Annotated in this window: 25 protein-coding genes and 3 pseudogenes; 14 read left to right on the plus strand and 14 right to left on the minus strand. The window is 68.3% G+C overall.

Features of this window, described 5'->3' with window-relative positions; genetic code table 11:
- Positions 1-204 precede the first annotated feature (204 nt).
- From P1P75_RS21890 to P1P75_RS21905, 4 genes are all read left to right on the plus strand, one after another.
- A complete protein-coding gene (locus P1P75_RS21890; RefSeq protein ID WP_319257880.1) occupies positions 205-1,449 on the plus strand; it encodes an extracellular solute-binding protein in 1,245 nt (414 codons plus the stop codon).
- Positions 1,450-1,509: 60 nt separating this feature from the next.
- Positions 1,510-2,718 (plus strand): sugar ABC transporter permease, encoded by a 1,209-nt coding sequence (locus P1P75_RS21895; protein WP_319257882.1) that lies wholly within the window; start codon positions 1,510-1,512, stop codon positions 2,716-2,718.
- A 118-nt stretch (positions 2,719-2,836) separates the two neighbouring features.
- Positions 2,837-3,754, plus strand: coding sequence for a carbohydrate ABC transporter permease (locus tag P1P75_RS21900; RefSeq protein ID WP_319257884.1), 918 nt, complete (start codon positions 2,837-2,839; stop codon positions 3,752-3,754).
- 82 nt (positions 3,755-3,836) lie between these two features.
- Entirely contained in the window at positions 3,837-5,492 is a 1,656-nt protein-coding gene (locus tag P1P75_RS21905) for a glycoside hydrolase family 13 protein (protein WP_319257886.1), read from the plus strand.
- Between the two features lie 144 nt (positions 5,493-5,636).
- On the opposite strand, the gene P1P75_RS21910 is transcribed toward P1P75_RS21905, so the two are convergent.
- Together P1P75_RS21910 and P1P75_RS21915 are read right to left on the minus strand one after the other, a co-directional pair.
- The gene (locus P1P75_RS21910; RefSeq protein WP_319257930.1) at positions 5,637-6,725 is read right to left on the minus strand and encodes a questin oxidase family protein; all 1,089 of its coding nucleotides are present in this window, start codon (positions 6,723-6,725) and stop codon (positions 5,637-5,639) included.
- A 90-nt stretch (positions 6,726-6,815) separates the two neighbouring features.
- Positions 6,816-7,052: pseudogene (locus tag P1P75_RS21915) on the minus strand (GTP-binding protein); the annotation flags it as partial.
- A 223-nt stretch (positions 7,053-7,275) separates the two neighbouring features.
- Between P1P75_RS21915 and P1P75_RS21920 the strand changes: the two are divergent.
- Positions 7,276-7,509 carry a hypothetical protein gene (locus P1P75_RS21920; protein WP_319257888.1) on the plus strand — a complete coding sequence of 78 codons (234 nt, stop codon included), beginning with the start codon at positions 7,276-7,278 and terminating at the stop codon, positions 7,507-7,509.
- Here P1P75_RS21920 and P1P75_RS21925 read toward each other — a convergent pair.
- The 3 genes from P1P75_RS21925 to P1P75_RS21935 all read right to left on the minus strand — a co-directional run bounded on the left by P1P75_RS21925 (position 7,498) and on the right by P1P75_RS21935 (position 9,998).
- A complete protein-coding gene (locus tag P1P75_RS21925) occupies positions 7,498-8,412 on the minus strand; it encodes an aminoglycoside phosphotransferase family protein (protein WP_319257890.1) in 915 nt (304 codons plus the stop codon). The genes P1P75_RS21920 and P1P75_RS21925 overlap by 12 nt on opposite strands.
- Positions 8,413-8,496: 84 nt before the next feature.
- The gene (locus P1P75_RS21930; protein ID WP_319257892.1) at positions 8,497-9,474 is read right to left on the minus strand and encodes an aminoglycoside phosphotransferase family protein; all 978 of its coding nucleotides are present in this window, start codon (positions 9,472-9,474) and stop codon (positions 8,497-8,499) included.
- A gap of 50 nt (positions 9,475-9,524) precedes the next feature.
- Positions 9,525-9,998, minus strand: a complete 474-nt coding sequence (locus P1P75_RS21935) for an HIT family protein (RefSeq protein WP_319257894.1) — start codon at positions 9,996-9,998, stop codon at positions 9,525-9,527.
- Between the two features lie 158 nt (positions 9,999-10,156).
- Between P1P75_RS21935 and P1P75_RS21940 the strand changes: the two genes are divergently transcribed.
- Together P1P75_RS21940 and P1P75_RS21945 are read left to right on the plus strand one after the other, a co-directional pair.
- Positions 10,157-10,681: a hypothetical protein gene (locus tag P1P75_RS21940; RefSeq protein ID WP_319257896.1), complete on the plus strand. Its 525-nt coding sequence runs from the start codon at positions 10,157-10,159 to the stop codon at positions 10,679-10,681.
- A 50-nt stretch (positions 10,682-10,731) separates the two neighbouring features.
- Positions 10,732-11,274, plus strand: a pseudogene (locus P1P75_RS21945) (class I SAM-dependent methyltransferase); the annotation flags it as partial.
- A gap of 285 nt (positions 11,275-11,559) precedes the next feature.
- Here P1P75_RS21945 and P1P75_RS21950 read toward each other — a convergent pair.
- A complete protein-coding gene (locus P1P75_RS21950; protein ID WP_319257897.1) occupies positions 11,560-12,237 on the minus strand; it encodes a hypothetical protein in 678 nt (225 codons plus the stop codon).
- Here P1P75_RS21950 and P1P75_RS21955 point away from each other — a divergent pair.
- Positions 12,236-12,631 (plus strand): hypothetical protein, encoded by a 396-nt coding sequence (locus P1P75_RS21955; RefSeq protein ID WP_319257899.1) that lies wholly within the window; start codon positions 12,236-12,238, stop codon positions 12,629-12,631. The genes P1P75_RS21950 and P1P75_RS21955 overlap by 2 nt on opposite strands.
- On the opposite strand, the gene P1P75_RS21960 is transcribed toward P1P75_RS21955, so the two are convergent.
- Positions 12,600-13,319 carry a hypothetical protein gene (locus P1P75_RS21960; RefSeq protein WP_319257901.1) on the minus strand — a complete coding sequence of 240 codons (720 nt, stop codon included), beginning with the start codon at positions 13,317-13,319 and terminating at the stop codon, positions 12,600-12,602. The two genes, P1P75_RS21955 and P1P75_RS21960, sit on opposite strands and share 32 nt — an antisense overlap.
- A gap of 14 nt (positions 13,320-13,333) precedes the next feature.
- Here P1P75_RS21960 and P1P75_RS21965 point away from each other — a divergent pair, with 14 nt between their 5' ends.
- Both P1P75_RS21965 and P1P75_RS21970 read left to right on the plus strand, forming a co-directional pair.
- Entirely contained in the window at positions 13,334-14,272 is a 939-nt protein-coding gene (locus P1P75_RS21965) for an alpha/beta hydrolase (RefSeq protein ID WP_319257903.1), read from the plus strand.
- 41 nt (positions 14,273-14,313) lie between these two features.
- Positions 14,314-14,805, plus strand: a complete 492-nt coding sequence (locus P1P75_RS21970; RefSeq protein ID WP_319257905.1) for a hypothetical protein — start codon at positions 14,314-14,316, stop codon at positions 14,803-14,805.
- A gap of 214 nt (positions 14,806-15,019) precedes the next feature.
- Here P1P75_RS21970 and P1P75_RS21975 read toward each other — a convergent pair whose 3' ends face one another.
- From P1P75_RS21975 to P1P75_RS22005, 7 genes are all read right to left on the minus strand, one after another.
- A complete protein-coding gene (locus P1P75_RS21975) occupies positions 15,020-15,550 on the minus strand; it encodes an NAD(P)-binding domain-containing protein (RefSeq protein WP_319257907.1) in 531 nt (176 codons plus the stop codon).
- Between the two features lie 211 nt (positions 15,551-15,761).
- Entirely contained in the window at positions 15,762-16,499 is a 738-nt protein-coding gene (locus P1P75_RS21980) for an NAD(P)-binding domain-containing protein (protein WP_319257909.1), read from the minus strand.
- Positions 16,500-16,598: 99 nt separating this feature from the next.
- Positions 16,599-17,192, minus strand: coding sequence for a TetR/AcrR family transcriptional regulator (locus P1P75_RS21985; RefSeq protein ID WP_319257914.1), 594 nt, complete (start codon positions 17,190-17,192; stop codon positions 16,599-16,601).
- A gap of 245 nt (positions 17,193-17,437) precedes the next feature.
- Positions 17,438-18,274 (minus strand): helix-turn-helix transcriptional regulator, encoded by an 837-nt coding sequence (locus P1P75_RS21990; protein ID WP_319257916.1) that lies wholly within the window; start codon positions 18,272-18,274, stop codon positions 17,438-17,440.
- Positions 18,275-18,774: 500 nt separating this feature from the next.
- Complete coding sequence (locus P1P75_RS21995) at positions 18,775-19,524, minus strand: SDR family NAD(P)-dependent oxidoreductase (protein WP_319257918.1); 750 nt, start codon at positions 19,522-19,524, stop codon at positions 18,775-18,777.
- Between the two features lie 1,101 nt (positions 19,525-20,625).
- Positions 20,626-21,354, minus strand: coding sequence for a transposase family protein (locus tag P1P75_RS22000; protein WP_319257920.1), 729 nt, complete (start codon positions 21,352-21,354; stop codon positions 20,626-20,628).
- A gap of 642 nt (positions 21,355-21,996) precedes the next feature.
- The gene (locus P1P75_RS22005; protein WP_319257922.1) at positions 21,997-22,647 is read right to left on the minus strand and encodes a DUF1707 domain-containing protein; all 651 of its coding nucleotides are present in this window, start codon (positions 22,645-22,647) and stop codon (positions 21,997-21,999) included.
- A gap of 371 nt (positions 22,648-23,018) precedes the next feature.
- On the opposite strand from P1P75_RS22005, the gene P1P75_RS22010 reads away from it, so the two are divergent.
- The 4 genes and pseudogenes from P1P75_RS22010 to P1P75_RS22025 all read left to right on the plus strand — a co-directional run.
- Entirely contained in the window at positions 23,019-23,642 is a 624-nt protein-coding gene (locus P1P75_RS22010) for a transposase (protein ID WP_319257924.1), read from the plus strand.
- A gap of 117 nt (positions 23,643-23,759) precedes the next feature.
- Positions 23,760-24,401, plus strand: a complete 642-nt coding sequence (locus P1P75_RS22015) for a DUF6461 domain-containing protein (RefSeq protein ID WP_319257926.1) — start codon at positions 23,760-23,762, stop codon at positions 24,399-24,401.
- A gap of 557 nt (positions 24,402-24,958) precedes the next feature.
- Positions 24,959-25,525: a carbonic anhydrase gene (locus P1P75_RS22020; RefSeq protein ID WP_319257928.1), complete on the plus strand. Its 567-nt coding sequence runs from the start codon at positions 24,959-24,961 to the stop codon at positions 25,523-25,525.
- A gap of 195 nt (positions 25,526-25,720) precedes the next feature.
- Positions 25,721-25,810, plus strand: a pseudogene (locus P1P75_RS22025) (IS5/IS1182 family transposase); the annotation flags it as partial.
- Between the last annotated feature and the right edge of the window lie 154 nt (positions 25,811-25,964).

Raw genomic sequence — 25,964 nt, forward strand, 5'->3', positions numbered from 1 at the left:
CCCCGGTCCTCCTGCCGCCGCGGCTCGTCGTCCGGACGAGCGGCTGAGCCGTCCCACCACACCCGCACCCCTTTCACCCGCCGAGCGGCTCCCTGAGCCCGTCCGGCCGATAGCTGCGATCCCGCTCACAGCTGCAGTGCGGCGACGGGACGCGGTCCCCTCTACCGCCGGCGCATCAGGCCGGCCTGCGCAAGGAGATTTATCATGAGAAATCCGCGTACACGCTGGGCAGTTGGCAGCATCGCACTGTTGTCGCTCAGCCTGTCGGCCTGCGGTGGCAGCGGGTTCGACTCCGGCAAGGAAGACAGCCAGGAGTCGACCGGCCCCGCGTCGATCAAGGTCCTCATCGCCTCCAGCGGTGACGCGGAGACGAAGGCCGTCACGGACGCCTCCAACGCATGGGGGGCGAAGTCCGGCAACAAGGCGACCGTCACGCAGGCGCAGGACATCGGCCAGCAGCTCGGACAGGGCTTCGCCTCGAACAATCCGCCGGACGTCTTCTACGTCGACGCCGGCCGCTTCGCGACGTACGCGAGCGCGGGCAGCCTCGAACCGTACGGCGACAGTCTCGCGGGGAAGGACGACTTCTACCCGGCTCTGCGCCAGGCGTTCACCTACGACGGCAAGCTCTACTGCGCCCCCAAGGATTTCTCCACGCTCGGCCTGCAGATCAACACCACTGCCTGGTCGAAGGCGGGCCTGACCGACGCCGACATCCCCACCACCTGGGAGGAACTGGCGGCCGTGGCGAAGAAGCTGACCACGGGCAAGCAGGTCGGCCTCGCCCTCGGTGACACGCGCGACCGGATCGGGGCCTTCATGGTCCAGGCCGGCGGCTGGGTGACGAACAAGGACGCCACCAAGGTCACCGCGGACTCGCCGGAGAACCTCAGGGCTCTGAAGTTCGTCCAGTCGCTGCTCGCCGACGGCTCGGCCAAGTACCCCAAGCAGCTTGACTCGGGCTGGTCGGGCGAGGCGTTCGGCAAGCAGAAGTCCGCCATGACGATCGAGGGCAACTGGATCGCCGGCGCCATAAAGAACGACTACCCGGACGTCAAGTACAAGACGGTCCCGTTGCCGGCCGGCCCCGCCGGCAAGGGCACGCTCGCCTTCACCCAGTGCTGGGGCATCGCGGCGAAGAGCAAGAACAAGGCCGCGGCGCTCGACTTCGTCAAGGCGATGACCTCGAAGGACAACCAGTTGACCTTCGCCCAGGCGATCGGTGTGATGCCGTCCCTGCAGTCCGCTGAGGCCGACTACATCGCCAAGTCCCCGCAGGACAAGGCATTCATCGACGGCGCCGCGTATGCCCAGGCCCCGGTGAACGTCGCGAAGATCGACCAGGTACTCGCCGACTTCGACACCGGCCTCCAGGGGCTGCCCAAGGCCGACCCGGAGCAGATCCTCAAGCGGCTCCAGAAGAACGCGCAGGCGGTCGTAGGCCAGTGACCCGGACAATCCGGGCGGCTCAAGTAGTCCGGACAGGAACGGAACGAGAGTGAACCTACGATGAGTGAACCGAATCCCGGGCCCGCACAGGGCCCGGGCAGCGGCCCGGCACCGGCCCGGACGGCAGCCGCTGCCAAGGCCGGTGGAGGCCGTGGCCGCCGTGAGCGATCCCCCCGCGGCGGTATCCGGGGCCGGGAAGGTCTCGCCGGCTGGCTGTTCGTCTCGCCGGTGATCGTCGTGCTCGGGCTCTTCCTGGTCGTGCCCATTCTCATGGCGCTCTGGGTGAGCCTGTCCGACTGGAACGGCCAGGGCAGCCCGTTCTCGTCAGGCGTGCACTTCGACGGTGCGGAGAACTACGAGCAGATCCTCACCGAACCCGGCCTGGCGCAGAGCGACTTCATGACGAGCCTGCGCAACAACGCGTACTACGTGTTCTTCGTCGTCCCGCTGCAGACCGCGCTCGCGCTGGGCCTGGCGCTCCTGGTAAACGGCAAGCGGCTCAAAGGCAAAGGTTTCTTCCGCACCGCGTACTACTTCCCGGCGGTGACGAGCTCGGTCGCGATCTCGGTCGTCTTCCTGTTCATCTTCTCCTCCAGCGGCGTCGTCAACTCCCTGCTGGCGAAGATCGGCGTCGACGGACCGGCCTGGTTCGCCGATCCCCGCGGCATCATCCACCTCGCCCTCGGCGCCCTCGGCATGAACACCGACGCGCCACCTGCCGCACTCGCCGACACGACCGTCGGCGGCCTGTCCCTGTGGGACTGGATCTCCGGCCCCAGCGTCGCCATGACCGCGATCATCGCCCTGGTCGTGTGGACGACGGCGGGCACCTTCATGCTCATGTTCCTCGCCGCGCTGCAGGACATCCCCCTCGAAGTCGAGGAAGCCGCCGAGATCGACGGCACCGGGCGCTGGCAGCGGTTCCGCCACGTCACGCTGCCCATGCTCAAGCCAACCCTCTTCCTCGTTCTGACCCTCGGACTCATCGGCACCTGGCAGGTCTTCGACCAGATCTACGTCATGTCCAAGGGCGCACCGGCGAAGACAACGCTGACCCCTGCGTTCCTCTCGTACCAGTCCTCGTTCACCGACAACGAGTGGGGCCAGGGCAGCGCCATCGCCTTCATCCTCTTCGCGATCATCGTCGCGATGACCCTGCTGCAGCGGTTCGTCCTGCGCGACAAGGACGAGGCCCGCGCCAAGGCCGCCACCCGGCGCGCGGCGAAAGCGGCCCGCTCCGGCTCCGGCCCGACCACGGGAGCGGCCTGATGGCCCTGACCCGCATCGCCGCAACGGCCCGCCCCACGCGCCCCGGAACCACCGCGACCGCGCCCACCACCGCAACCGCCCCGGCGGCCACAGCCGACGTCCACAACAGAGGCACGCGATGAGCCCACAGCACAAGCTCGCCGACGCGGACACCGCGGCGCACACAGTCGAGCAGCCCAGCACCCGACGCTCAGGCAACCGCACGCGCCGTGGCGGTGCCCTCACCCGAGCACTCGGCTACACGGCCCTCGTCCTCGTCGCGCTGCTCTACATCTACCCCTTCCTCATCCAGCTCGCGACGAGCTTCAAGACCGACGCGGACGCCACCAGCAACCCGCTCTCGCTGTGGCCCCAGCACTTCACGACAGCCGCCTTCAGCCGGCTCGCCGAGGCGGACTATCCGCGCTGGTTCGCCAACTCCGTCGTCGTCGCACTCCTCGTCACCGCCGGCCGCGTCTTCTTCGACTCCCTCGCCGGATACGCACTGGCCCGGCTGCGCTTCCGCGGCAGGGGCGCACTGTTCGCCGCCGTCATCGCGGTCATGGCCGTGCCCGGCGTCGTCCTGCTCATCCCGAAATTCCTCGTCCTCAACCAGATCGGGATGTACGACTCCTACTCGGGCATGATCGTCCCGCTCCTCGCCGACGCCGCAGGCGTGTTCATCATGAAGCAGTTCTTCGAGTCGATCCCCGTCAGCGTCGAGGAAGCAGCCCGGATCGACGGCGCGAGCACCTTCCGGATCTTCTGGTCCGTCGTGCTGCCGATGGCCAGGCCAGCCCTCATCACCCTGACCATCCTGTCCTTCCAGGGATCGTGGAACGAACTGCCGCACTTCATCGTGTCCCGGCAGAGCCCGGAACTGAACACCCTGACCTCCGGAGTCGCCTCACTCGTCTCCGGCCAGCTCGGCTCGGGCAACCAGTACCCGCTCAAACTCGCGGCGACCCTGCTCATGACCATCCCCGTGGCACTGGTCTTCTTCGCCTTCCAGCGGCACTTCGTCCGCGGCGGCACGGCAGGCGCGACCAAGGGATAGTCGGACCAGGCACCCGAACCACCGTCGTGATCAATGCGCCGGCGGCGTGGACCACGCACCCCCTCCGACAGGACCCAGCCACATGAACAACCTGCCCTCCACAGACCACGCGGCGAACGACTCCTGGTGGCGCTCCGCGGTCATCTACCAGGTGTACATACGCAGCTTCGCCGACGGCGACGGCGACGGAACCGGCGACATCGCCGGCCTCCGCTCCCGCCTGCAGTACCTGGCCTACGTCGGCGTCGACGCGATCTGGATCAACCCCTGGTATCCGTCCCCGCTGGCCGACGGCGGCTACGACGTCTCCGACTTCCGCGACGTCCACCCCGCCTACGGCACGCTCGACGAGGCCCGGAAACTGATCGGCGAGGCCCACGAGGTGGGCCTGCGGGTGATCCTGGACATCGTCCCGAACCACGTGTCCGACCAACACATCTGGTTCCAGAAGGCGTTGGCGGCGGGGCCGGGTTCCCCGGAACGAGACCGGTTCATCTTCCGCGACGGCAAGGGCGAGAACGGCTCCCTGCCCCCGAACGACTGGTACGCGGCCTTCGGCGGCCCCACCTGGACCCGCACGCCGGACGGCCAGTGGTACCTCCACCTCTTCGCCCCCGAACAGCCCGACCTCAACTGGGACAACGACGAGGTACGGGCCGAGTTCGAATCGATCCTGCGCTTCTGGTTCGACCTGGGCGTCGACGGCTTCCGCATCGACGTCGCCCACGGCATGGTCAAGGACCCGGCCCTCCCGGACCTCGGCCTGACGGAGTTCTCCGTCCTCGCCGGCGAGGGTCAGGAGAACCACCCGCACTGGGACCGCGACGGCGTCCACGACATCTTCCGCAGCTGGCGCGCCATCGCCGACAGCTACCCCGACCCCCGCGTCTTCGTCGCCGAAGCCCACGTCCGCCCCGGCCGCCTGCCCGACTACCTCCGCGCGGACGAACTCCACACCGCCTTCAACTTCGACTTCCTCAAGTCCGCCTGGGAGGCAGACAAGCTGCGCGAGGTGATCGACCGCACCATCACCGACCTGGCGCGGGTCGGCGCCCCCGCCACCTGGGTGCTCTCCAACCACGACGAAGCCCGCAACGTCACCCGCTACGGCCGCGCCCACACCGGCGTCACCACCCCGATGCGGGACCAGGGCCACCCCACCGACCTCGCCCTCGGCACCCGCCGCGCCCGAGCGGCGGCCCTGCTGATGCTCGCCCTGCCCGGAGGCGCGTACATCTACCAGGGCGAGGAACTCGGCCTGTACGAGGTCGAAGACCTCCCCGAGTCGGCACTTCAGGACCCCACCTGGGAACGCTCCGGCCACACCGTCCGAGGCCGCGACGGCTGCCGCGTCCCCCTCCCCTGGACCGGCGACACCCCGCCCTTCGGCTTCGGCACCTTCGTGTCCGCCTCCCCCTGGCTTCCCCAGCCCGACGACTGGAAGTCCTACACCGCCGAAGCCAACCAGGCCGACCGCACCTCCATGCTTCACCTCTACCGCTCCGCCCTGCGCCTGCGCCGCAGCCACCCCGGCCTGCGAAGCGAGGAGTTCCGCTGGCTCGACAGCCCGTCCGGCACACTCCTCTTCGAACGCGGCAACGGCCTGCTGTGCGCGGCCAACCTCTCCGACCAACTGATCCCGTTCCCCGACAAGACCAGCCCTCTCCTCGCCTCAGGACCGCTGGACAGAGCCGGGCTGCTGCCCCCCGACACCACGGTCCTGCTGCACCGGGACTGACGGGCGGCGACGGAATCACCCCAGCCGACCTCACCGGCGCGTCCAGTCGCGCCCACATACCCCAGGGCCTGTCCGGTGTTCCTCCCCGCCGATCGGACAGGCCCTGGTCCATCTCCAGGAGCACGATGGAGTCGCCGGCTTCCGCTACGGAATCGGGCCGATCAGTTCGCAGGCCCGTGCCGCGGCCACCAGAGCGCCGGTGCTACCAGTGGTAGCGGCTACGTCCAGCGCGGTGTCGGCGAACTTCACAACGTGCTCGTCGCCGTGCTCAGCCGCGCGTGCGAAGACTTCCTGAGCGGCGTCCGCCACCGATCCGGTAGGGACCTTCGGCAGTTCGGACGCCGGCGCCGGGGTCGCTGGTGAATACAGGGCGGTCACCGCGGCGCTCGCCGTCCAGGCGGCGTTCAGACTCGGTGCCCACAGCGCGGGCGGCAGCGCGGGCAGAGTGCGCAGCACGGCGTTGGGCGCGGTGGCGGCGTGCACCAGCATGATGGGACTGAGATGGCCGTGCGTGGCGTAGCGGTACGCGGCTGCCCGGACGAGCTCGGCCAGCACTTCACGGGACTTCTCAGGCGTCACTGCCGGGCGGAGTGCGGCGGTCGCCGCCGTCCAGCCGGGCGTTGCGGTCAGCTGCGCGAGGCCGTCACGGAAGCCCCTGTCCTGGTCCGCGATCAACGGGATGCCGTCCAGTGCCTCACCCGGACTGGCGGTGCCGCCCGGCGCGGCGACGCCGGGCGTCGGGAGGCTGCGGGCCGCCCAGTAGGCGAGGCCATGGGCCAGTTCCGCGGTACGCGGGTCGGCGCTCGACCCGGCACCCTCGTCGTTGCCGTGCTCGTCGTCCAGGAGGGTGCGGACGGCATGGCCGACACGGATCACCGGGTGGGTGGCACCGGCGGCGATGCCCGGCAGCAGGCGTGGCCACCACTCCACCAACACCTCGCGCCATGGCCGGTCGGCGGTCTGGCGAACGAAGTGCGCCGTCCAGTCTCCGATCCTGCAGGGATCACCCAGCGCCTCCTGCCATCCGTCAGCAGTGATCGGATCGGTGGCGCGGGGCAAGTCCTCCAGCTTGTCGCGGTAGTAATCCAGCCAGCGATGCACAGTGGTCGCGTGACCGTTGCGGACCAACGCCTCCACCGCCATCGGACCGTGGTTGGACAGCCAACCGTCGCGTTCAGGGCCGTAGTCGTGCAGTCGCTGGAGAGCTTCGTCGAGGGTTCCGGTGGTGTCCATGATCCCGACGCTAGCGACCGCGACGACCGGACGTAACGGGCTTGAGACGTACGCCTGGTACGCCTGCAGACCTAGAGCGTGTCTGGAGTCGGAGTGACCGGGGGTGTCGATGAGGTTGATCTGGACGTCGCCGGAGGTGAAGGCGGCAACGGCAGAGCGGATCGTGATGCCGCGCCGTCGCTCGATCTCCCCGTCGTCGGTGCGGGTGTCGCCGGCATCGACGCTGCCGAGCCGGTCGATCGCGCCGCCGTCGAAGAGGAGCCGCTCGGTGAGGCTGGTCCTACCAGCGTCGACGTGCGCCAGAATGCCGATGTTCAGGGTGTGCATGCGTGGTCGAGTCCTCAAGAACCGTGAGCGATCTGGCCTTCCTCAGCGTTCGCGCCACGCCTGTCGGCATGACGGCCCCCTCAGGCGCTGATCGACGCGTACGTGGACAGTCGGCCGTGTGAGCGCCACACGCTGCGGAGCGCGTTGCTGGCGGAGGAACTCGCGGTCTTTCTGTTGCTGTGGCCGTCCTTCGGCGCGTTCAACAGTGTCCTGGGGACAGCCCGTGTGCGTCGAAGGACGTTCGAAATCGCGGAGTGTTGGCTCGACGCGTGACAGCTCGGAAAATCGCAACGCCATCGTCCGGGCAGACTCTGCCTACGCGGGCACACTCGTCGACTGGGCGAAGAAGCAGCTCGACACGACGATCAGCACGGGCACCGATCGCCCCGGCCGTGATGGAGGCCGCTGCCTGACCAACATCCATCTCATCGTCGGCGCATCGTCGTCACGTCGATGATCGAAGCGAACTGTCCGCCAGGATGCGTTCCAAGGATCGGTGACCCATTCGACTCATGACCGGGTTGCTTTCGACGTAGTACCAGACCAACCCCATCGCTTGAACGAAAGCCCACGCCTTGCCTCGCTCCCATTCAAGGTCGTCGCTACTCAGGTGATCGCGGAGCACCTGCCGCGGCCCGGCCTCGAGCAAATGCCACGCGCTCACGAGATCCAGAGAAGGGTCAGCCGGCCCGAAGCCGCCAACGTCGAGAATCCCCGCAAGACGGCCGGCGGACACGAGCACGTTGCCGGGAATCAGATCGCAATGGGCCATGGCGTCCTCAGCTGCACCTCGCGGCAGATCACGCAGAGTTGCCCAGATACGGCGAAGCCGGGGGACATCCAGGAGTTGCTCACTGTGTCTGAAACAGGTCTCCATCCACGCGTCATGGGATTGCAGGTCGCCTCCTCGACCTGTGCCGGCGAACGTGCGGCCACGCGTGTCGATCGTGCGGAGGTCGCCGATGAGATCGGCCAAGTCGTGGGCAAACGCCACCGATTCGCCGGGGTCCTCATCGTCGGCCACGACCCCGGGCAGCCACGTCTGCACCGACCACGGAAGTGGGTAGCCTGCCCCGGGTTCACCGAGCGCGACCGGCTCAGGCGTGGGGAAACGCGTACGACCTGCCAGCTCGCGAGCCGCTTCCGCCTCGGACTCCAGCCAGCGCCGGGTCGGCTCGACGTCTGCGGCCTCAAGAGGGAATCGAGCTGCGAACCGATCGCCGATGCGGAAGAGGGCGTTGACCGTACCCTGCGCAGCGATGCTCCTGACCGGCAGGCTCCGCCACTCAGGAAACTGCTGATCGACCAACGTGCGCACCGTCTCAGGCGACACCGTCAGCTGGTTGGCGTGCATCTTCATGGCGGAAGCATCCGCGCCACGAATTTCAACTGCAACCTGTTTCTTGTCGCGACCTTGCCTGTCGGCACCCCGGCACCAGCCACTTCACAGCCGTCGTCGCTGTCGTAGCCACCGCAGTGAAGCGAGCCCCAACGTGGCCATCATGGTCACCAGGTGGGGATCGGCGGCCGGCCCGGCCATGGCGGCGGCTCGCAGGAGGAATCCGGCGTGCAGTGCCAGCACTTCGTTGACCTGGACGGGGTCGAGATCGCGGGTGAGCGGGTGGTGCTCGGCGATCGCCTGCGGATCCACGCCGCTGAGGGAAGCACTCGACATCAGCGTGACCGCGTCACAGTGGCGGGGACCGATCCAGGCGTGCGGCCAGTCGACGATGAAGACGCGGTCCGCAGTCAGCATGATGTTGAACGGGTACAGGTCTCCGTGCAGGAGAGTGGCGCCATCCAGCGAAGCGCTCTCCTCCAAGGTCGCGAGTTCGTCGAAGTGGCGGGCCGCCCACGGCGAAAGTTCCTCCACCTTGTTTCTGACTACGGCATTGCCCGCTATCGCCAGCCATCCTCCAAGGCGCGGCTTGCCCAAGAGCGCCTCGTCCACGGGTGACGTTGTCGGGAACTTTGCCATTTCGGTGACTGTCGCGAGCACTCTGTCGAGTTCCTCCCGCTGCCACGGCTGAGCAGGCAGACGTCCCCGAATCTCCTCGAAGGCCAGCACCACCCAGGTGCCGTCGTCGTACGCATCGAGCAAACGTGGGGCCGGCACCTCTCGGGGAAGCCGCTCGGACACCGCGATCTCTCGGCGATGGAAGTCCGCCACCGCCGGCGCCCTCAGCGCGCTCGTCGCCTTGATAAACACACCTCTGCCGTTCGCCAAGCGCACTCGTGCGGCCAAGCCCTCGGAAAACCCGCCCGGCTGGCTGATCGCCTCAGCCACCGGGCTGCCGAGCAACCGCTCGATCCCTGCGGTCACCTCGTGCGGCATCGCCGCCCAGGCCATCCTCCGGCTGCCTGTGGCCTCGGGCATGCCCAGGCCCGCCGCTGTGAGGCCGTTTTCGGGATCGTGCTTCACCGTGGGTCTTCCCGTCCTCGGCGGATGGTGGTGGTTGTGCGAGAGGCGCGTTACGGCTGCTCCAAGACGCCCGGTGGCCCGACTCCACTCGCCGCCTCCAGGGCGGTGATGCCGCTGCGGACCGCCGCTGCCGTCTCGTCCAGCAGACGACGCTCGCGCACCCGCCAGTCCGCCTCGATGCGGAACGGATCCCCTTGGAAGCGGGGGAAGACATGCAGGTGGACGTGAAAGACCTCCTGGAAGGCAGCCTCGCCGTCGGCCAGGAAGAGATTGACCCCCTCGCACCGCAGGCCGGACAGCCGCAGCGCGCGTCCGAGCCGGTGCGCCACCGTCCAGACCCGCCCGCCGATGTCCTCCCGCAAATCTTCCAGCCCCTCCGCATGTGCCTTCGGGATGACGAGCAAGTGCCCCGGGGTCACGGGTTGGAGGTCCATGAACGCGAGGACCCATTCGTCCTCGAAGACGATGCTGGCCTCAGCCTGGCCTCGCGCGATCGCGCAGAAGACACATCCGTGGTCCGGCAACCCCCCCTCAGTTCGAGAACGTCTCGTTCCCCTTACGAGAGCACGCGCGACCAGCCCGCGCCGGTCATTTTTCCCACCGCCTCTCCACGAAGCCCGAATTTCGGCCCTGGGTATTTCCGGTCGACGTGACAGTCCGGACTCTGCCAGGCTGCCCAGCCATGACCGCTCACGAACTGTTGCTCATCGGTGGTGGGGCGGGCGTCGGCAAGACGACCGTCGCATGGGAGGTATCTGCGGCATTGCAGGGGAGCGCAACGGCGCACTGTCTGATCGAGGGCGACTACATGGACCAGATACACCCCGCCCCACAGGACGACCCTCACCGCGCAGCCATCACCGAACGGAACACCGCGGCAGTCTGGTCGAACTACGCCGCTCTGGGCCAGCGTCGCCTCATCTACACGAACACGGTGAGCATCCTGGAAGCGCCGATGATCAGCCGGGCCATGGGCGGCGGCGAGGTCCGAGCCACCTGCGTCCTGCTCACGGCAGGGGAGACGACCGTGCGGGAACGCCTCGCCCAACGCGAAATCGGCTCGCAGCTCACCGCCCACATCGAGCGGAGCCTGCGGAACGCACGGGAACTGGACGAAAAGGCTCCGGCGGGCACCGTCCGTATCCCGACCGACGGCCGGTCGGTCGAGGACATCGCCGTGGACGTGATCAAGGCGGCTGCTTGGTAGGGGCCGACACTCACTGGACATCGCTCGGGCCGACGGCGAAGGCTGGCGTCATGCAGCAGGAATTTCTCTGGGACGTCGATGCCGCCCAGCACTATGACACGCCCGGGACGGGCATGTTCGCGCCCGAGATCCTGGGGCCGACCGTAAATCGCCTCGCCGATCTCGCAGGCGACGGAGCAGCGCTCGAGTTCGCTGTCGGCACCGGCCGGGTGGCCGTCCCGCTGGCTGAACGAGGAGTACCGGTCACCGGCATCGAGTTGTCGCGGCCGATGGTCGATCAACTGCGCACCAAGGCGGACGAAGCGACGATTCCCGTGGTCATCGGTGACATGGCGACCGCCGTGGCCCCCGGGAAGTACACGCTGGTCTACCTCGTCTACAACACCATTTCCAACCTCCTCACCCAGGCTGAGCAGGTCGCGTGATTCCGCAACGCCGTCCGCCACCTCACACCCGGCGGACGGTTCGTCATCGAGCTCTGGGTGCCCGAGCTGCGCAAGCTTCCACCCGGGCAGACGGCGGTCGTCTGGGGCTCTGAGCCCGGTTACATCGGTCTGGACACCTACGACGTTCTGACCCAGCACGTCGTGTCGTCGGGCAAGTTCGTCGTTCTTGTTGGCGATCGTCTGTTTGAGCTTGCTGATCTGCGCGCGCAGACGTGCTTCTGTGTCGAGGATGGCGCCTCGTTGCCGGACGTCGGGCATAGAACTCGTTGCGCAGCTCGGTGTGGCGCTGAGTGAGCGCGTTGCGCGGGACTTGGGCCTCGATGGCGAGGGCGACTATCGTCAGGGCGCCGTTGGAGTGTTCCGGGTGGCCGGTGAGGATGCGCTGCATCGCCGCGCGGATGCGGTCGCGTTCGTCGTGTGCGGGGCTCACGTTCAGGACTCTCCGTGGGTGATGCGGGTGTGGTCGTGGGCGGCGGCAAGGCCGCGTAGTCGGTCTGCGGTGGCGCGGAGGCGGTCGGCGACCGGCTGAGGGTGGTGGAGAGCCTGGCGCTCGAGGTTGTCGGCTCGGACGAGCAGCTGCAGGGCGTGGCGGTCGGTGCGAACGGTGTTGGTGCAGCCAGGCACGCAGCGGTCCAGGGCCGGTGTGGTGCTGTCGGCGGGGCGCTCGCACAGGGCCAGGTCGCGTTTGTAGCAGCACAGCAGCAGGGCGTGGGGGTTGTCGTAGAGGACGGTCCTGTCGCGGGCGAGGTACATACGGGCGAAGTCGGCCTTCACAGTGGTGCCTTCGAAACGCCGGACGGTGCTCGCCTGGTGCAGCGCTTGGCGGGCTGCGGGACCGGAGACTCCTTCCCCTTGGGTGAAGCGGTCGTTGAGGTCGGCCGCGGTCTCGGCGGTGCTCAGGGCGGTCTCGATGTCGAGGAGGTCGTGGATGCCGCGCCGGGAGCGGGTGCCGTACCCGCCGGCGATGTCGGTGTCCAGGACGGTCCGCAGGTGGCCGTACTGGATGGCGAGAGCGACGAGGCCACCGGGCCGGCGGGCGATGTGCGGCCAACGACCGGCGAAAGGGCATCGCGGTGACCGGTCCGGCGGGGTCCGCGGGGATGACCTCATGAGTGAGGCCGTGACGGGCGGCTTCCTGGTTGGCCCAGGCGATGAAATCGGTGAGGCGTTCGCGTATCCCGTCGCTGCCCAGGGCCTTGCCGCGGTGACGGACGGCACCGCGGTGGTAGTCGCTGGCGAAGAGCAGCTCTCCGTCGGGGACGATCTGCTCCAGTACACGGACTGCTGCGACGACGGGGGCGATGGCGACCCAGGGGACGTCCCGCTCGACACCGGCGGAGAGGTGGTTGCCGCCCTCGTCCACGGCGGTCTTGAACTGGCGGGTGCGGATCAGATGCCACGGCTCCTCGCGGCCGATGGCCGGGTCGGGACAGCAGCCCGAGCGCATGGCGAGGACTACTGGCGGGAGGGGGTTATTCCGACCGTGCACTATTCCCTCTGCTGATCTCGGGTTCGGTGCGGTTGGCGCCCGGCAAGCGGCGGGCAGATCCCTCCGGAGTGAAGGTGAAGCCGTCCGTGAACAGGGTGTCGCCGTGCCGGAAGGCCCAGAGAACGGGTTCGGCATGGACGGAGACCGACGACGAGCTTGGATCCGCCGCGAAGCTGTTCCAGAGGTGGAAGCAGAGCAGGGTGTCGTCGCGTTGGTCGGTCGCGTAGGCCAGCGTCTTGGGGTAGTTGGGGTTGTTTCCCCCGAAGAGGACCGAGGGCGGGCCGAACGCCGTGACAACGTCGCTGAGGAGACGGTCCTTGCGGCACCAGGTCTCGCTGACGCGACGGATCTCGTGGTGCTCGGCCGAGGTGAGGGTCCGGTCGAGTTGCAGCCATCCCTGGCGGTGTGCGATCTCGGCGTGGACCGAGGCTACGGCGCCCTCGTGTGCATCACCCCAGAGATCTTGAAAAGCTCCGCGCACGCCGGTGGAGGAGAATCCTCGGCGGGTTTGCAGGTCCTTCAGTTCCTGCTGCCATGCCTGCTCGGAGGCGTCCGCGAACGCCACCGCGTCGAGGTAGAGCCTGATCGCGGTCTCACCGCCGTACATTCCCGGGCGGCGCAGGGCGCCGTTCAGGTGCGTGACCAGGTAGTCGAGCACTTCTTGGGCTGTGCGCCCGTCGTTGCGTCCGGTCGGGGCGGTCATCGTCTGCCTACGCCATGAACGCTTTCACCACCGCCGCAGCCGTCGGGTCGGAGGAGCCGCTCAGCCCCGGCTACGACACGGCGACCAAGGACGACGCCGAGTTCAACAAGCTCTTCCGGCACGGCTTCACCACCGTCGACGACATGCAGGTGCACTACGTCATCGGCGGCGACGGCCCGCAGGTCATCGTGCTGCTGCACGGCTGGCCGCAGAGCTGGTACGAATACCGCCCGATCATGCCCTCCCTGCTGCCCGGCCGCACCGTCATCGCCATCGACCTGCCGGGCCTGGGCGACTCGACCGGAAACCCGCCCTCCATGACCAAGACGGTCCTGGCCACCTACGTCCACAAGCTGCTCAACCACCTCGGCCACCACGAGAACGTACAGGTCGTCGCCCACGACCACGGTCTCAACGTCGCCTACTCACTGGCCGCCCAGTACCGCGACCAGGTGGCGGGCCTGTTCCTCATGGACGCCGCCCTCGTCGGCAAGAGCCTGAAGTTCGCCATCCTCGAATCGATGTTCTGGCACTTCTCCTTCCTCCTGCAGAATCCGCTCGCCGAGGAACTGGTCACCGGCCGGGTCGAAACCTTCCTCACCTACTTCTTCCAGAGTGTGAAGACCGCCGGCGAGAACGTCTCCGACGACGAACTCGCCGAGTTCGTCCGGGTGTACTCCCGCCCCCAGGTCCTGCACGCCGGCTTCGGGCTCTACCGGACCCTGACCCAGGACGAGGCCGACAACACCAAACTCCAGGACACCCCGCTGACCATCCCGGTCCACCTGATCACCCAGGCCGGCCTCGCCGACGCGTTCCTGCCGCCCCTCCAGGACGCCGCCCCCCACGCCACCTCCGCCGTCGTCCCCGGCGCCGGACACTTCCTCCTCCACGAAGCACCCGACCGCGTCCTGGCCGAGATCAACGCCTTCTACCCCAACCCCACCCCCTGACCAAAAAGCACCACACGACCACACGACGTCCAAACCGTCCGATGCCAGAACTCGCGCGGTCCCTGAACGGCGACCTCGAAAGCCGGCACACCGAGGCCAACGTAAACGACGCTGACGACGTCTCAGCCGGATCACACCTGCCGGCATCCGCGCACGAGTGGATCCGCACCCCGGTCGGGGAACACATCGAGGTGCAGTTCGCGAGCGGTGGGACGGGCGTGGCGACCGCGCTCGCCGGCGGCGCACGATCAGTCCGGCACGGTGAGCTGTCCGGTCCGTCCCTGGGTGTCACGCTGGAGGCGTGGGGCCCGGCGGGCGGGCCGGTCCGTGGGCAGACCGCCGAGCTGGTGATCACCCGACCGATGCCGTCCATGCCGCTGCACTTCTGGAACGACACAGGTGGCAGCCGTCACCACGACGCCTACTTCCCCGCCTACCCGGGAGTGCGGCGGCACGGGCGCTTGCCCGCACATAGCCCACGCCGGGAGCGACGCTGCCGCGAGTGCCCGCCGCGTGGCGAAGACCCTTCCTGAGACTCCAGTCAGGCGGGCTCCGCCGTTGTATGCGGGGGTGGCGCGCAGCCCTTGGAGCGCGGGGTCGAAGTACCGCTCGGGTACGGTGAGGCGGCTGAGCTCAACGTCGGATCCGTGCGGCCCGGCGATGCTGAACTCGCCGAAGCTGGAGGTGTTCGGTGTCGCCGGTGATGACCAGGTCCCCGTCCGTTCCGTTGATCGCCCCCGTCCCTGCTCACATGCAAATTGCGCGGTTCAGGCGGACAAGGTATTCCGCGTCTGGTTGCACGCCGATCCCGAAGCGTTCCTGGACCACGGCGAACCCGAGGTCGCGCCGCTTCGGTGATCGCGTCGCGTCGGCCGTCGCCAGTGCGTCCGGCAGCTCCTGACGGGTAAGATCCGTGCAGTAGGCGGGGGTGCCGGGCTGCTGCCGCCAGGATTCCGCGAGCGGCCCCGCATCAACGGCGTCGAACCCGGTGTCCTCCACGAGTGCCATGGCCAGGTCACGCTCTCGCGGACTGTCGGCCGCGACGGGGAGCGAGTTGCGGTCCGCACTTTCCGTCGGCTTGTTCCTGTGCGCGATCACGGCGTCGACGTCCACTACGGCTTCCGCCGCTGTCACCGCGCGTCCGCCCGAGGACAGCACGTCCGCCTCGATCGTCTCCGGGCCGCGTGAATTGGCCGCCTTTACCTCGTGCCCGGCCGCGCTCAACCGCCTGGTCAGCGTCTTGCCGATGTTCCCGGTGCCGAGAATGCCGATCTTCATGGTGAAACTCCTCATCCTCATCCGGAAAGAACCCCGGGGTCGGTGACCGGGGTTCTTGGGGTTGCGGGCCGCCCACGGACGCGGTGGTGCGGGTGGGTAATGGCGGCCTTGCCGAAGTGAGCGCCGTTCTTCGTGTTCGTCGTGTGTATTCGCGGCGCGCCGGCGTTGCCGCTCTCGTGTCGTTGCGTGGACGAGAGCGGCGTCGGGTGTCTCAGCGGTGGGCGGCGCGGTTCATCTCGACGACGTCGTCGACGGTGGGGTTGGCGCCGAGGGCGGCGATGCGTTCCGGGAGGCTGTCTCGGATGGCGGCGTCCTTGGCGCGGTCGGCTGCGGCCAGGGCCGCGGGCAGCTCGTCGAGGGTCAGTTCGGTGCAGTAGGCGGGGCTGTTGGGCTGCTGACGCCAGGAATCGGCCAGGGTGCCGGCGTCGTAGGGGTCGAAGCCGGTGTCGTCCACGAGCTGCATGGCCACGCGCCGCGCCTCCTCGCTGTCACCGGCGACGGGGATGGCGATACGGCCGGGCGTTCCGGCCGGAACACCCTTGGCCCGCTGGGTCTCTGCCAGCGCGGCGTTCCACGCCTTGACCACGGGACGGCCGAGCAGTTCGGTGGTGTACACGCTCTCCACCTGGCCGTTGTCGACCGTCTCGATCGGCTCGCTGAGCATGCCGGGGTAGTAGTTCGCGGTGTCGATGACCACCGTCTCGTCGGCCACCGACGCGAACAGGTCCGCCAGCTGGCCCGCGACCCCGAACGGGATCGACAGGACGATGACATCCCGGCCCTGGACGGCGTCGGCAAGGTCCACCGCGCGAGCCCCGGACTCCAGCACCTCCGCTCGGACGGCCTCGGGGCCGCGGGCGTCGGCCACCTGAACGTCGTGACCGGCCGTGCTGAGCTTGACAGCGAGGTTCCCGCCGATGACACCGGCGCCTATGACAGTAATTTTCATGATTTGTCCCTTGAGAGATCGCGCCGCCCCTGAGGGCAGCGCGAGGTGATGGCCGTGCGGTGGTTCGCCTGGCGTTGCGGGGGCGGGGCGCCTGGCGGTCTACGCCTGGGCGTCCCACTGGCGGTAGCCGCTCGCGATGAGAGTGCGGAGCCGGTCGAGCGACTCCTCCTCGGTACCGGTGCCCTTGATCCAGGCAACGGAACAGGCCGCGAGGAACAGGTCGTGCCCTCGCACCGAGGCGCGCACGCGCCCCGCGAGCCGCGCGGCTCGCACGTACTGATCGGTGGCGGAGATGAGGATGTCGCAGGGAATCGTCAGCGGGTTGTCCGGCTCCTGCGCCCTGGCCGCGGCCATGAGCGGATCCGGCAGCCCGCTGAAGGCACTGAAGTACTCCTCCATCGCGCGCAGCCACTGCTCCAGCGCCTCGGCGGGGTCGCCGAGCCGATCGATGTCCACCTGGCGGGCCACCAGCTCCTCGGAGCGCGTCTGCAGCACGGCCGCCAGCAGCGCCTCCCGGGTGGGGAAGTGCCGGTACAGGGTGCCGGGCCCGACGCCCGCCTCCTTGGCCACCGCCTCAAGTGAGGTGCCGACCCCATGCCGCAGGAAGTGACGCTGCGCGGTCTCCAGGAGGGCCGCGCGGTTGCGCTGGACGTCCGCGCGGGGCTTGCGTCCCCGCTGCTCGCCGGCGCTCATACGGCCTCCTGCCTACCGTGATGTGGCGGCCGCATCAAAGCGGATGCTGCCTCCGTATGTACTCGAGCATAAAGCGGAGGCGGCATCCGGTCAAACCGACGGCCCGACCACGGGAGCCCGGACACTGCGGGGGCCGACATATCTGGCCGCAGAGGGCAGGGCAGAAGTCGTGCCGGCTGCACCATTCCAGGGTGCCTTTGTCCGGCTCCTGCCGCGCGAGCGCGGCCCGGTCCCCGGTCCGGGCGTCAGGGGGTGAGCTGTTGGTGTCCTATGACGGAGAGCAGTTCGAGTTTGCTGTGGCTTTCCGTGCCGGGGCGAGTGGTCAGGACCACCAGGGTCTGTGCGCGGTTCTCGGTGTAGAGGAGCTGGGCGTCGACGTCGATGCGGCCGAGTTCGGGATGCAGGAGGGTCTTGCAATCGCCGTAGCGGGCGACCTCCTGCAGTTCCCACATGCGCACGAACTCGGGGCTGTGCTCCTGGAGTTCGGCGAGGATACGGGCGGCCCGGGGGGTGTCGCTGCCGGCTGTCAGCGCGGCCCGCAGGCGCGCGGCCTGGGCGCGGCCGTGGCTTTCGTGGCTCTCCTCGGGATACACCAGACGTTCGGCCGGGTCCATGAACCAGCGGTAGTAGCCGCTGCTGGCCAGACCGGTGTAGCGGGTCTGGTCGCCGAGGAGGGCGATCGCCAAGGGGTTCATCGCGAGGGTGTCGACCAGGTCGGTCGTTACCAGCGCCGGGGTGTCGTCCAGGCGGTCCAGGACCCGCATCAGCGTCGGGCTGACGTGTTCGGAGCGGTGGAAGCGGGCCGGAGCGTTGTGGCCGATGAGGACGAAGAGGTGGTCGCGTTCGTCCAGGGTCAGCCGCAGTGCTCGGGCGAGCGCCCCCGTGATCTGGACGGAGGGCTGCGGAGCGCGCTGTTGTTCCAGCCGGGCGTAGTAGTCGGTGGACATGCCGGCGAGCTGCGCGACCTCCTCGCGGCGCAGCCCATGTGTACGCCTGCGGGGCCCCTCGGCCAGCCCGACGTCACGGGGCAGCAAGGTCTCACGCCGGTGGCGCAGGAATGCCGCCAGTTCTCTCTTGTCCATGCCCTCATCCTCGCGGCATCCCGCCCGGCTATCCAGAGACCGCCGATCCATGGCTGAGCAGTCCTTTCCCGCCTGCGCGAACTCGCAGCGAGAAGTCTCGATGGCCATCGGACCTGCATGACCTGCTGGGCAATGCGCCGCCCCTTGGCAGTGCGCCGCAGGCCGCCGGTACGGAAGACGGCCTGCGGCGACGGTCCCCCGTCAAGGACGCCCGCTTGGGACCGGTCCCGGGCCTCGTCGCCCGGCCCGACGATGTTCGCCGTGCCGGCCGGGCCGACGATGTTCGCCGTGCCGGCCGGGCGCTCGCGTGCCCGTCGGCCCTCAGGACGCAGCCGGTCCCCTCTCGTGCGACGACCGGGGTGAAGCCGAAGACGCTTCCTTACCGTTCCGCATCCTCGGTGAGGACCACCCCGAAGCGGGTCCGGCTCGCGTTCGTCCCTCACGTGGCCCCACAGGACCCGCCCGCGTGCTGCTGTTCCGCGTCGGTCACTACAGGTCGGTCAGCTGCCGGTCATCATGGCGAGGACGTCGTCGTATGAGCCGGTGGCCACCGCGTCGCGGATGAACCTTGCGGGCTCGACGACCAGTTCCTTCGCGTCGGGCTTCTCACGCAGCAGCTCGAGGACCTCGGTGAGGAAGTCGTCCAACGGCATGGACTGCTCGCTGTCCTGCTGGCCCATCAGGGTCGTGCGCACGCCCGCCGGGACAACCTCTATCACCTGGACGCCGGCGTCAGCACCGGCGAGCTGGATGCGCAGGCTCTCGGAGAACGAGTGCAGGGCGGCCTTGGTCGCGCTGTAGGTCGGTGTGATCGGGAACGGTACGAACGCCAGCGCGGAGGTGACATTCATGACGACCGCTTCGTCCTTGCCCACCAGCAGCGGCAGGAAGGCATACGTCATCCGGATCGTGCCCAGCAGATTGGTCGCGACGTGCTCCTCGGCGACCTGAACTCCGGCCGGGTCAAGGACGCTCTCCAGCCGCTGAATGCCGGCGTTGTTGACCAGGACGTTCAGCCCTGGGTGGCTCGCCGCCACGCTCTCGCGGGCCCGGGCGATCGAGTCAGGGTCCGCGACATCGAGGACGACCGCGTCGATGCCCGGGTGCTCGGCCGTGATCTCGTCGAGGAGTTCCTTGCGCCGGCCGGCGACGATCACCTTGTTGCCGGCCTCGTGCAGCCGCAGGGCCAGACCGAGGCCGATGCCCGAGGTTCCGCCAGTGATCAGGATCGTGTTGCCAGTCATCTTCATGAAGGTCTTGCTCCTTCGGTACGGCGGGCCGGTGAGCGCCCGCAGCCTCGACCGTAAGAGCGCCCGCGCAAGAGCGGGAGAGGAAGGTTTGTCCATGGATCGGCGGTCTCTGCCTCGTGAAGAGAACGCCGGCCGTCGGGCCGGGTCCTGCAGAAGCTGGACGGAGCCGCTGGCCGAGCAGTCGCGCAGGCGCATCGCGTCGGCAGAACGCTCGCCGACGAGGGCGTCGTGCAGGAGCTCATCACGCGCTCACACAGCGACTTCGCACAGGCGAGCCTGCTCGTCCTCGAGACCGCCTGGTTGATCGACCGGCACGTCGCCATCGGACGGCACGGCACGCGTTGCGCTGAGGGCCTGCACGTCACTCACCATCTCGCCTCGCCCCGTACACGAAGGGACCGCAGGCGCAGTCGAGGCTCCAGACCGACTCCAGAGCCGCGGGCAGCGTTGTCGGTCGCAATCCGAAAGCTTCTCGACCGACGTGACAAGGCGTGTCGAGACCACCGACCGTGAAGGTCACGTGGCCCAACCCGCCCGCATGATGTCTTCGAGCGCGCCGCCGGACGTCTCGTCTGTGATCCGCGGGGACGCCTGGGGGTCGGGTGCCACCTGGACCCTGGAAGCGTTCCCCGCCCCGCTCGGCGCCGATGACGACCCCGCCGCGTTCGTCCCGCGACACGAAACCGTCGCACGAGCCCACCGCAAGCACGCCGGCCTACGCCTCCCACGCACCGGCCTGGTCATGTAATTCCTCATCCCGACTTCTCCCAATTGGCCATGGGTACGACGGAGTTCGGGATCGAGGGCCCTGGTCATCGCGGAGGCGCGTGGGCGGCCCTGGGCCTGTGGTTCGGAAGGCCGATGGTCAGCCCGGATGGCAAGGAGAACGTTCATCGTGGTCGACATCACCGAGATCTACGTCCGCTGGTACGCGGGCCGCTCGAAGAGTGAGCTGGCCGTGTCGCTGGGGGTGGATCGCAAGAAGGCCGCACACGCTCTGAGATGATTCCATCCTGAATTACCTGTTCAGACCCCTTGCGTGAGCCGCGGGCAGGGCGCTTGTGCTGGCAGGCGGGGTGATCGTCGGGGCGAGGTCATCTGTCACCACTGGACTTCGCTGTTGGCCAGGACGAGTAGGGCCCGCAGGAGTGTGGTGGCGTGACGGGTGTTCACCCGGAGCTTGGTCAGAATCCGCCAGGACTTGAGGTTGGCGAAGCCGTGCTCGTTCGCCGCGCGTTCGCGGCTGACCAGGCGGTTCGCTTCCTTCTCCGCGACGGTCAGCTGGTGGTTGCGGGTGGCCTTGCGGCCTGTGATGATCACCAGGGCGTCGTCGGGCTGGTCGTTCAGGCCGACGAAGCCGAGGTCGGCCAGAGCCCCGAGCCCCGCTTCCCGCAGATGGCCGGTGATCTTGTCGTGGCGGGCGGCGGTGATCTCGCTGGACCGGCCGGGCCGGGCTGAGGAGATCCAGATCAGGTTGCCCTTCTCGTCGGTGAGCGCGAGAAACAGCAGGCCATGAGCCTTGGCCTTGCCGGAGTAGTTCCTCCGGTTGTCCTTCCCCGTGCGGCGGCGGGTGCGGACCAGGGTGCCGTCCAGGAGGACCACGACTCCGCCGGAGCGAGCGATCTTTTTCAGGGCCCGGTCCAGGCGCGGGGAGCGGGCGGCGAGGAGTTCGATCACCTCCTGCACCCAGCGGCGCACGGTCGAGGCTGAGACGGCGTATCCGCCGGCCGTATCGGCAAGCCGCTGGTCATGGCGGAGGTGGGCGAGGACAGCGACGGCCTGGCTGCCGGGATCGAGCTTGCGCCAGCGGGTGCAGCCCGCCGAGGGCACTCAGACCTGGTACGCCGACGCCGCAAGCAGCTGGGCCCCAGGGCAGGTCAGCGCACTCGATAACGCCCCGATCCGGTCCGCACCAGCCAGCCCCGGTCAGCGAGCTTGCGCAGCTGACCACGGAACGGCCCCACCTTCGCCGAGGTCGTCTCCCGACCCAGCGATCGCGACGTCCTTGGCCATTACCGGCCCGTCTGCCCTGGCCACGATCTCCATGATCCGCTGATACTCCACGGTCAGGACCTCCAGGCCCGTCCCCTCGGCCCGGTCCGGGACCAGCCGCATCCCACCCGAACCCGGCCCCGCCGCGACCCGCTCCGGCTCCGGCTCCGGCTCCACGATCCCCGGCGGCCGGCGTCGGTCGCATCAGCCCACTGCCCGAACACCACCTCGGCGGCCTCCAGCCGGGCCACCTCCACCTCGACCTCGGCCAGCCCTTTACGTAGCAGCTGAGCACGTTCGGCCAGTTCAGGGCGCCGCTCGATCGTCCACGTCAGTACGACCGTCATAAACCTCCCTCCCGACGCGAACCTACGGATCGGCCCGAGTTCCCCGTGCGAGAACCCCAGAGACCACCCGTGACGGACGATCGCGTGCTACCGATCTCCACCCCTATCAGCACGAGCAACAGCAATGAGAGCGTCAGTCGTCGGCGCGGGGGGACGTGGGTTTGCGGAGCCACTGTCCGAACGTTCGCCGCGCGGACCGCACTACGACGCGGCCATGCTTCTTCTCACCGACCAGCTCCACATGCAGCGAGATTGGCGGACCGGGTTCCGGAGCGTGATGGATCTTGACCCTGCTATGTTCCAGACTCAGGGCATCGGCATCCACCACGATGCCCGGCCTGGTGATCAACGTCAGGGTCTTGCCGCGCATGTCCACGTCGATCCGCAAGGTGTCCTGCGTGATCACTGCCTGAGTGAAGTCGAGCGTCACCGCGCACCACTTCACGTCGAGCACCAGCCGCCGCGGCACCACCCAGCGCCCCGTACGTGTGACAGGACTGTGCTTCTGCTCGATCCGGAGCACATCCTTGACCTCCGCCACGGCAGCACCGGCCAACGTCGACGTCGGTGGCAGGTCGGTGGTGAGCGCTGCCAGCTCGCCGAGGGTTCGCGCCGACAGAGCAGCATCCAGGCGCTCGTCCAACTCGGTCGCGGTCAGCCGACCGTCCCCCGCCGCGACACGCAGCACGTCCACAACCCGGTCCCGGTCTGCATGAGAGGCCCGCAGTTCGGGCGACGAGCCGGGTCCAGCATGCTTCCCAGAGGGCGAGATCTCTCCCGACATGCTTTCGTCCCCGTCCTTTCAAACGCCTGCACACGATGCGGCCAGCGAAGCGACCAGAGAGGCTAACGCTATATCGCGACGTGGATGCCGACCAAGCTCGAAAACAAGGCGACGGCGGACCGCCGCGTACCGCCAGGCGCTGCCCGGACTGAGATCACCTGCTCGTCCTGGCCAACAGAGGAGTCCAGCGATGACAGATGACCTCGCCCCGACGATCACCCGCCTGCCAGCACAAGCGCCCTGCCCGCGGCTCACACAAGGGGTCTGACCAGGTAATTCAGGATGGAATCATCTCTCTGGTCCACGAACTTCTCGCCCAGGGCCACTCGCGCCGGGCGATTGCCCGGCACCTGGGCTGGGGTCTCAACACCGTGCTTCGGTATGCCAATGCCTCGTGCTGGCAGGACACCTTCCGCGAGAACCGGCCCCGGCCCAGCCGACTGGACCCCTACAAGCCCTACCTGGACCGACGGTTCGCCGCAGGATGCACGAACGTTACCCAACTGCACGGCGAACTGCTGGCTGATCGCGCTCCCGCCACCTACCAGATGGTCCGCGCCCACATCGCCACCTTGCGCGTCGCTCCTCCGAACGCGCCGCCACCACCGACGGTGCGACAAGTAACCGGCTGGCTCACCCGTCACCCCGCGGCTCTGAGCGATGAAGAACGGGCCGACCTGAAGAACGTCCTGGTCCACTGCCCGGAACTTGATGCCGCCGCCGGGCATGTCCGCGACTTCCGCGAGATCCTCACCAACCACCTCGGCGCCACGCTCCCTGCCTGGATCGACGCCGTCGACGCCAGCCAACTGCCCGGCCTCACCAACTTCGCACTCCACATGCTCCGAGACCTCAACGCGGTGACAGCCGGACTCACCCTGGAGTGGAGTTCCGGCAGTATCGGGGGTGCTGTACATCGCATCAAGAAGATCAAGAGGCAGCTCTACGGGCGCGCCGGGTTCGAACTACTCCGCAAGATGATCCTGCTGCAATAGCCTCCGCGGTCATCAGGCAGCATGAGCCCGACTCCCCGTCGCGCCACGCGCATGGCCGGGGACACGGGGGCATGCAGGGCCGGCGAGCGGTACCAAAGTGAACGACGGAGGCCAGACATGAAGACAGATGAGGACCTGGATTCGCTCCACTGGGCGGCGGCCTGGATGTGCGTCACCTTTACCCATGGCCTCAGCCCCGAGGAGGTGTTCACCCGGTACGGGGCCGACCCGGACCAGGCCCACATACTCGACTGGGACGCGGCCTCGGACCTACCCTCGGGTGACTGCGGCGACGGGGTGGTCTCGCTCTTGCGGTCCGGGAGGATCGGTGAATGGGCCTTCGGCGTCGAGGAGGAAGGTGGCATCAGCTTCGGGGAAGCAGTGCTCGCGGAGTTGTCTCGGGGCACTGAGACATACAGCGTGGCGACCACCGACGGAATGGACGTCTTCCAGTACTGGCGTGACGGCGAGTGCGTCGAGTACTTCGAGCCCGGCATGGAGCACACCCGGTCCGAACCGCTCGGCCCCTGGTGGGAGCGGGTGGAAGCGGCACTCGCCGCGCACGAAGGCACAGGTGCCGGGATGGCACCTGTGGTGGCCCTCGTACTGGACCACCTCGGCATCACACTGGACGACGCCGTCCTCGCCAGGCCGTGGCCCAGCCTGACGCTCGCCGAGGACGACGCCCCGTCGGGGCCACTGGGGGATACCTACGCGGGCGAGGGGCCGGTTCCGCCTGGGACTGTCGTGATCTTGTAAGACCCTACAGCGGTCCGATCACGGCGCTTGAGTTCCAGGATCGTCGTTCCTAGCTCAAGCGCCATCTGTCACTCTCCGCGACGACTCCCCAAGATCTGTGCCAGAGCCGAAATTCGACAGCGCTTGTTCATCGTCTCGGGAGGCACCCGGATCTGGTCGAGGTTGATGTTCACGAGAACGAACAGCACCGGGCCGGTGGCACTCCAATCGGGCAGGACGGGGTCTCGGCTCACACGCGCACGCCGCCGCCCGAGCCAGGGGCTTGTGGGCCGTCCGTGGCAACGTAACCCGCCTCCCTCTTGCGCCTGCTGTCAGGTCGCCCACACCACGTTGAACAATTGCCCTGGTCAAGACGCAGGGACGTGGCTGAGCAGCATCGAGGGGAACGAGCGATGGACAGAGCAGGACATCTGGATCGTAGAGCGCTGCTTGCCAGCGGACTTGCGAGCACCAGCATCGCGCTCACAGGGTGCTCATCGACGAGGGACGCCCGGGCGGCGGCCAGCGTTTCACCGAGCCCGCGCCCGACCGATCCCGCCGCGGCATTCGCGAGACTGATGAAAGGCAACGAGCGCTGGGTGAGCGGAGACCTTCATCATCCCGACCGGGACCCGAACCGGCGTCAGTTCGTGGCCCAGGAGCAGGAGCCTTTTGGGGCGATCCTCTCGTGCATCGACTCCCGAGTGCCGCCTGAACTCCTCTTCGATACCGGGCTGGGTGACCTTTACGTGATGCGCACGGGCGGGGAGGCGGTCGGCCCGGTGGTCACTGGTTCTGTCGAGTACGGGCCCATGGTCAGTGGCACCCCGCTCATCGTGGTCCTCGGGCATCAGCGCTGCGGCGCAGTCAAGGCGGCGTACGAGTCCCTTCGTGACGGCGAACCGCTGCCCGGCAACCTGCAGGCGATCGTCAAGGCTCTGCAGTCGGCATACGATCAGGCAGCCCGGGAAGGCGGCGCCGACCCGGTCGAGACCATGGCCCGTGCGCAGGTCACGTTGACCGCTGCGGATCTGCGCTCCAACCAGGACCTCGCCCCACTCGTGGGCAAGGGCGCCCTTGCCGTGGTCGGCGCCTACTACTCGCTCGACACCGGCAAGGTGGAAGTCCTGTCCGGCGCGCCCTGAAGCGGTCGGACGAGACGGACGGCTTTGTCAGGCCGGTGGCGGGCGACCGGACCACCTCCCCGAAGCAGCTGACGGTCGGCATCAGAGGCAGGGTCGACTACGGCGATACCGCGGTCGCCTCTACCCGGATTGATGTGGTCCTGTGGCAAGCAATAAGCGACGCGCTGGACGGCCTCGGGCTGCGAGGAAAGCCTGATCCTCCGTGACTGCCGCCTCAAAGGCGAGGGTGTCCACCACGCCATGCTCGGCATCGCCCGGATGCACAACCTCGCCCTCGCCGGATAGGGCGGCCGGCCGTACGGCGGCCCGCCATGCCCGAGACGGCTCGAAGATCAATTACGGGACAACCCTAAGGTGGGCCGGCGCAGGCGGCGGCTCCTCAGGGCATGTGGTGATCCGCTCTTGTCAACTGGCGCCCGGCTCTTAGGCTTCGCCCATG

It is taken from the genome of Streptomyces sp. ID05-39B (assembly GCF_033794725.1).
In the GTDB taxonomy this organism is placed as follows: Bacteria; Actinomycetota; Actinomycetes; order Streptomycetales; family Streptomycetaceae; genus Streptomyces; species Streptomyces bobili.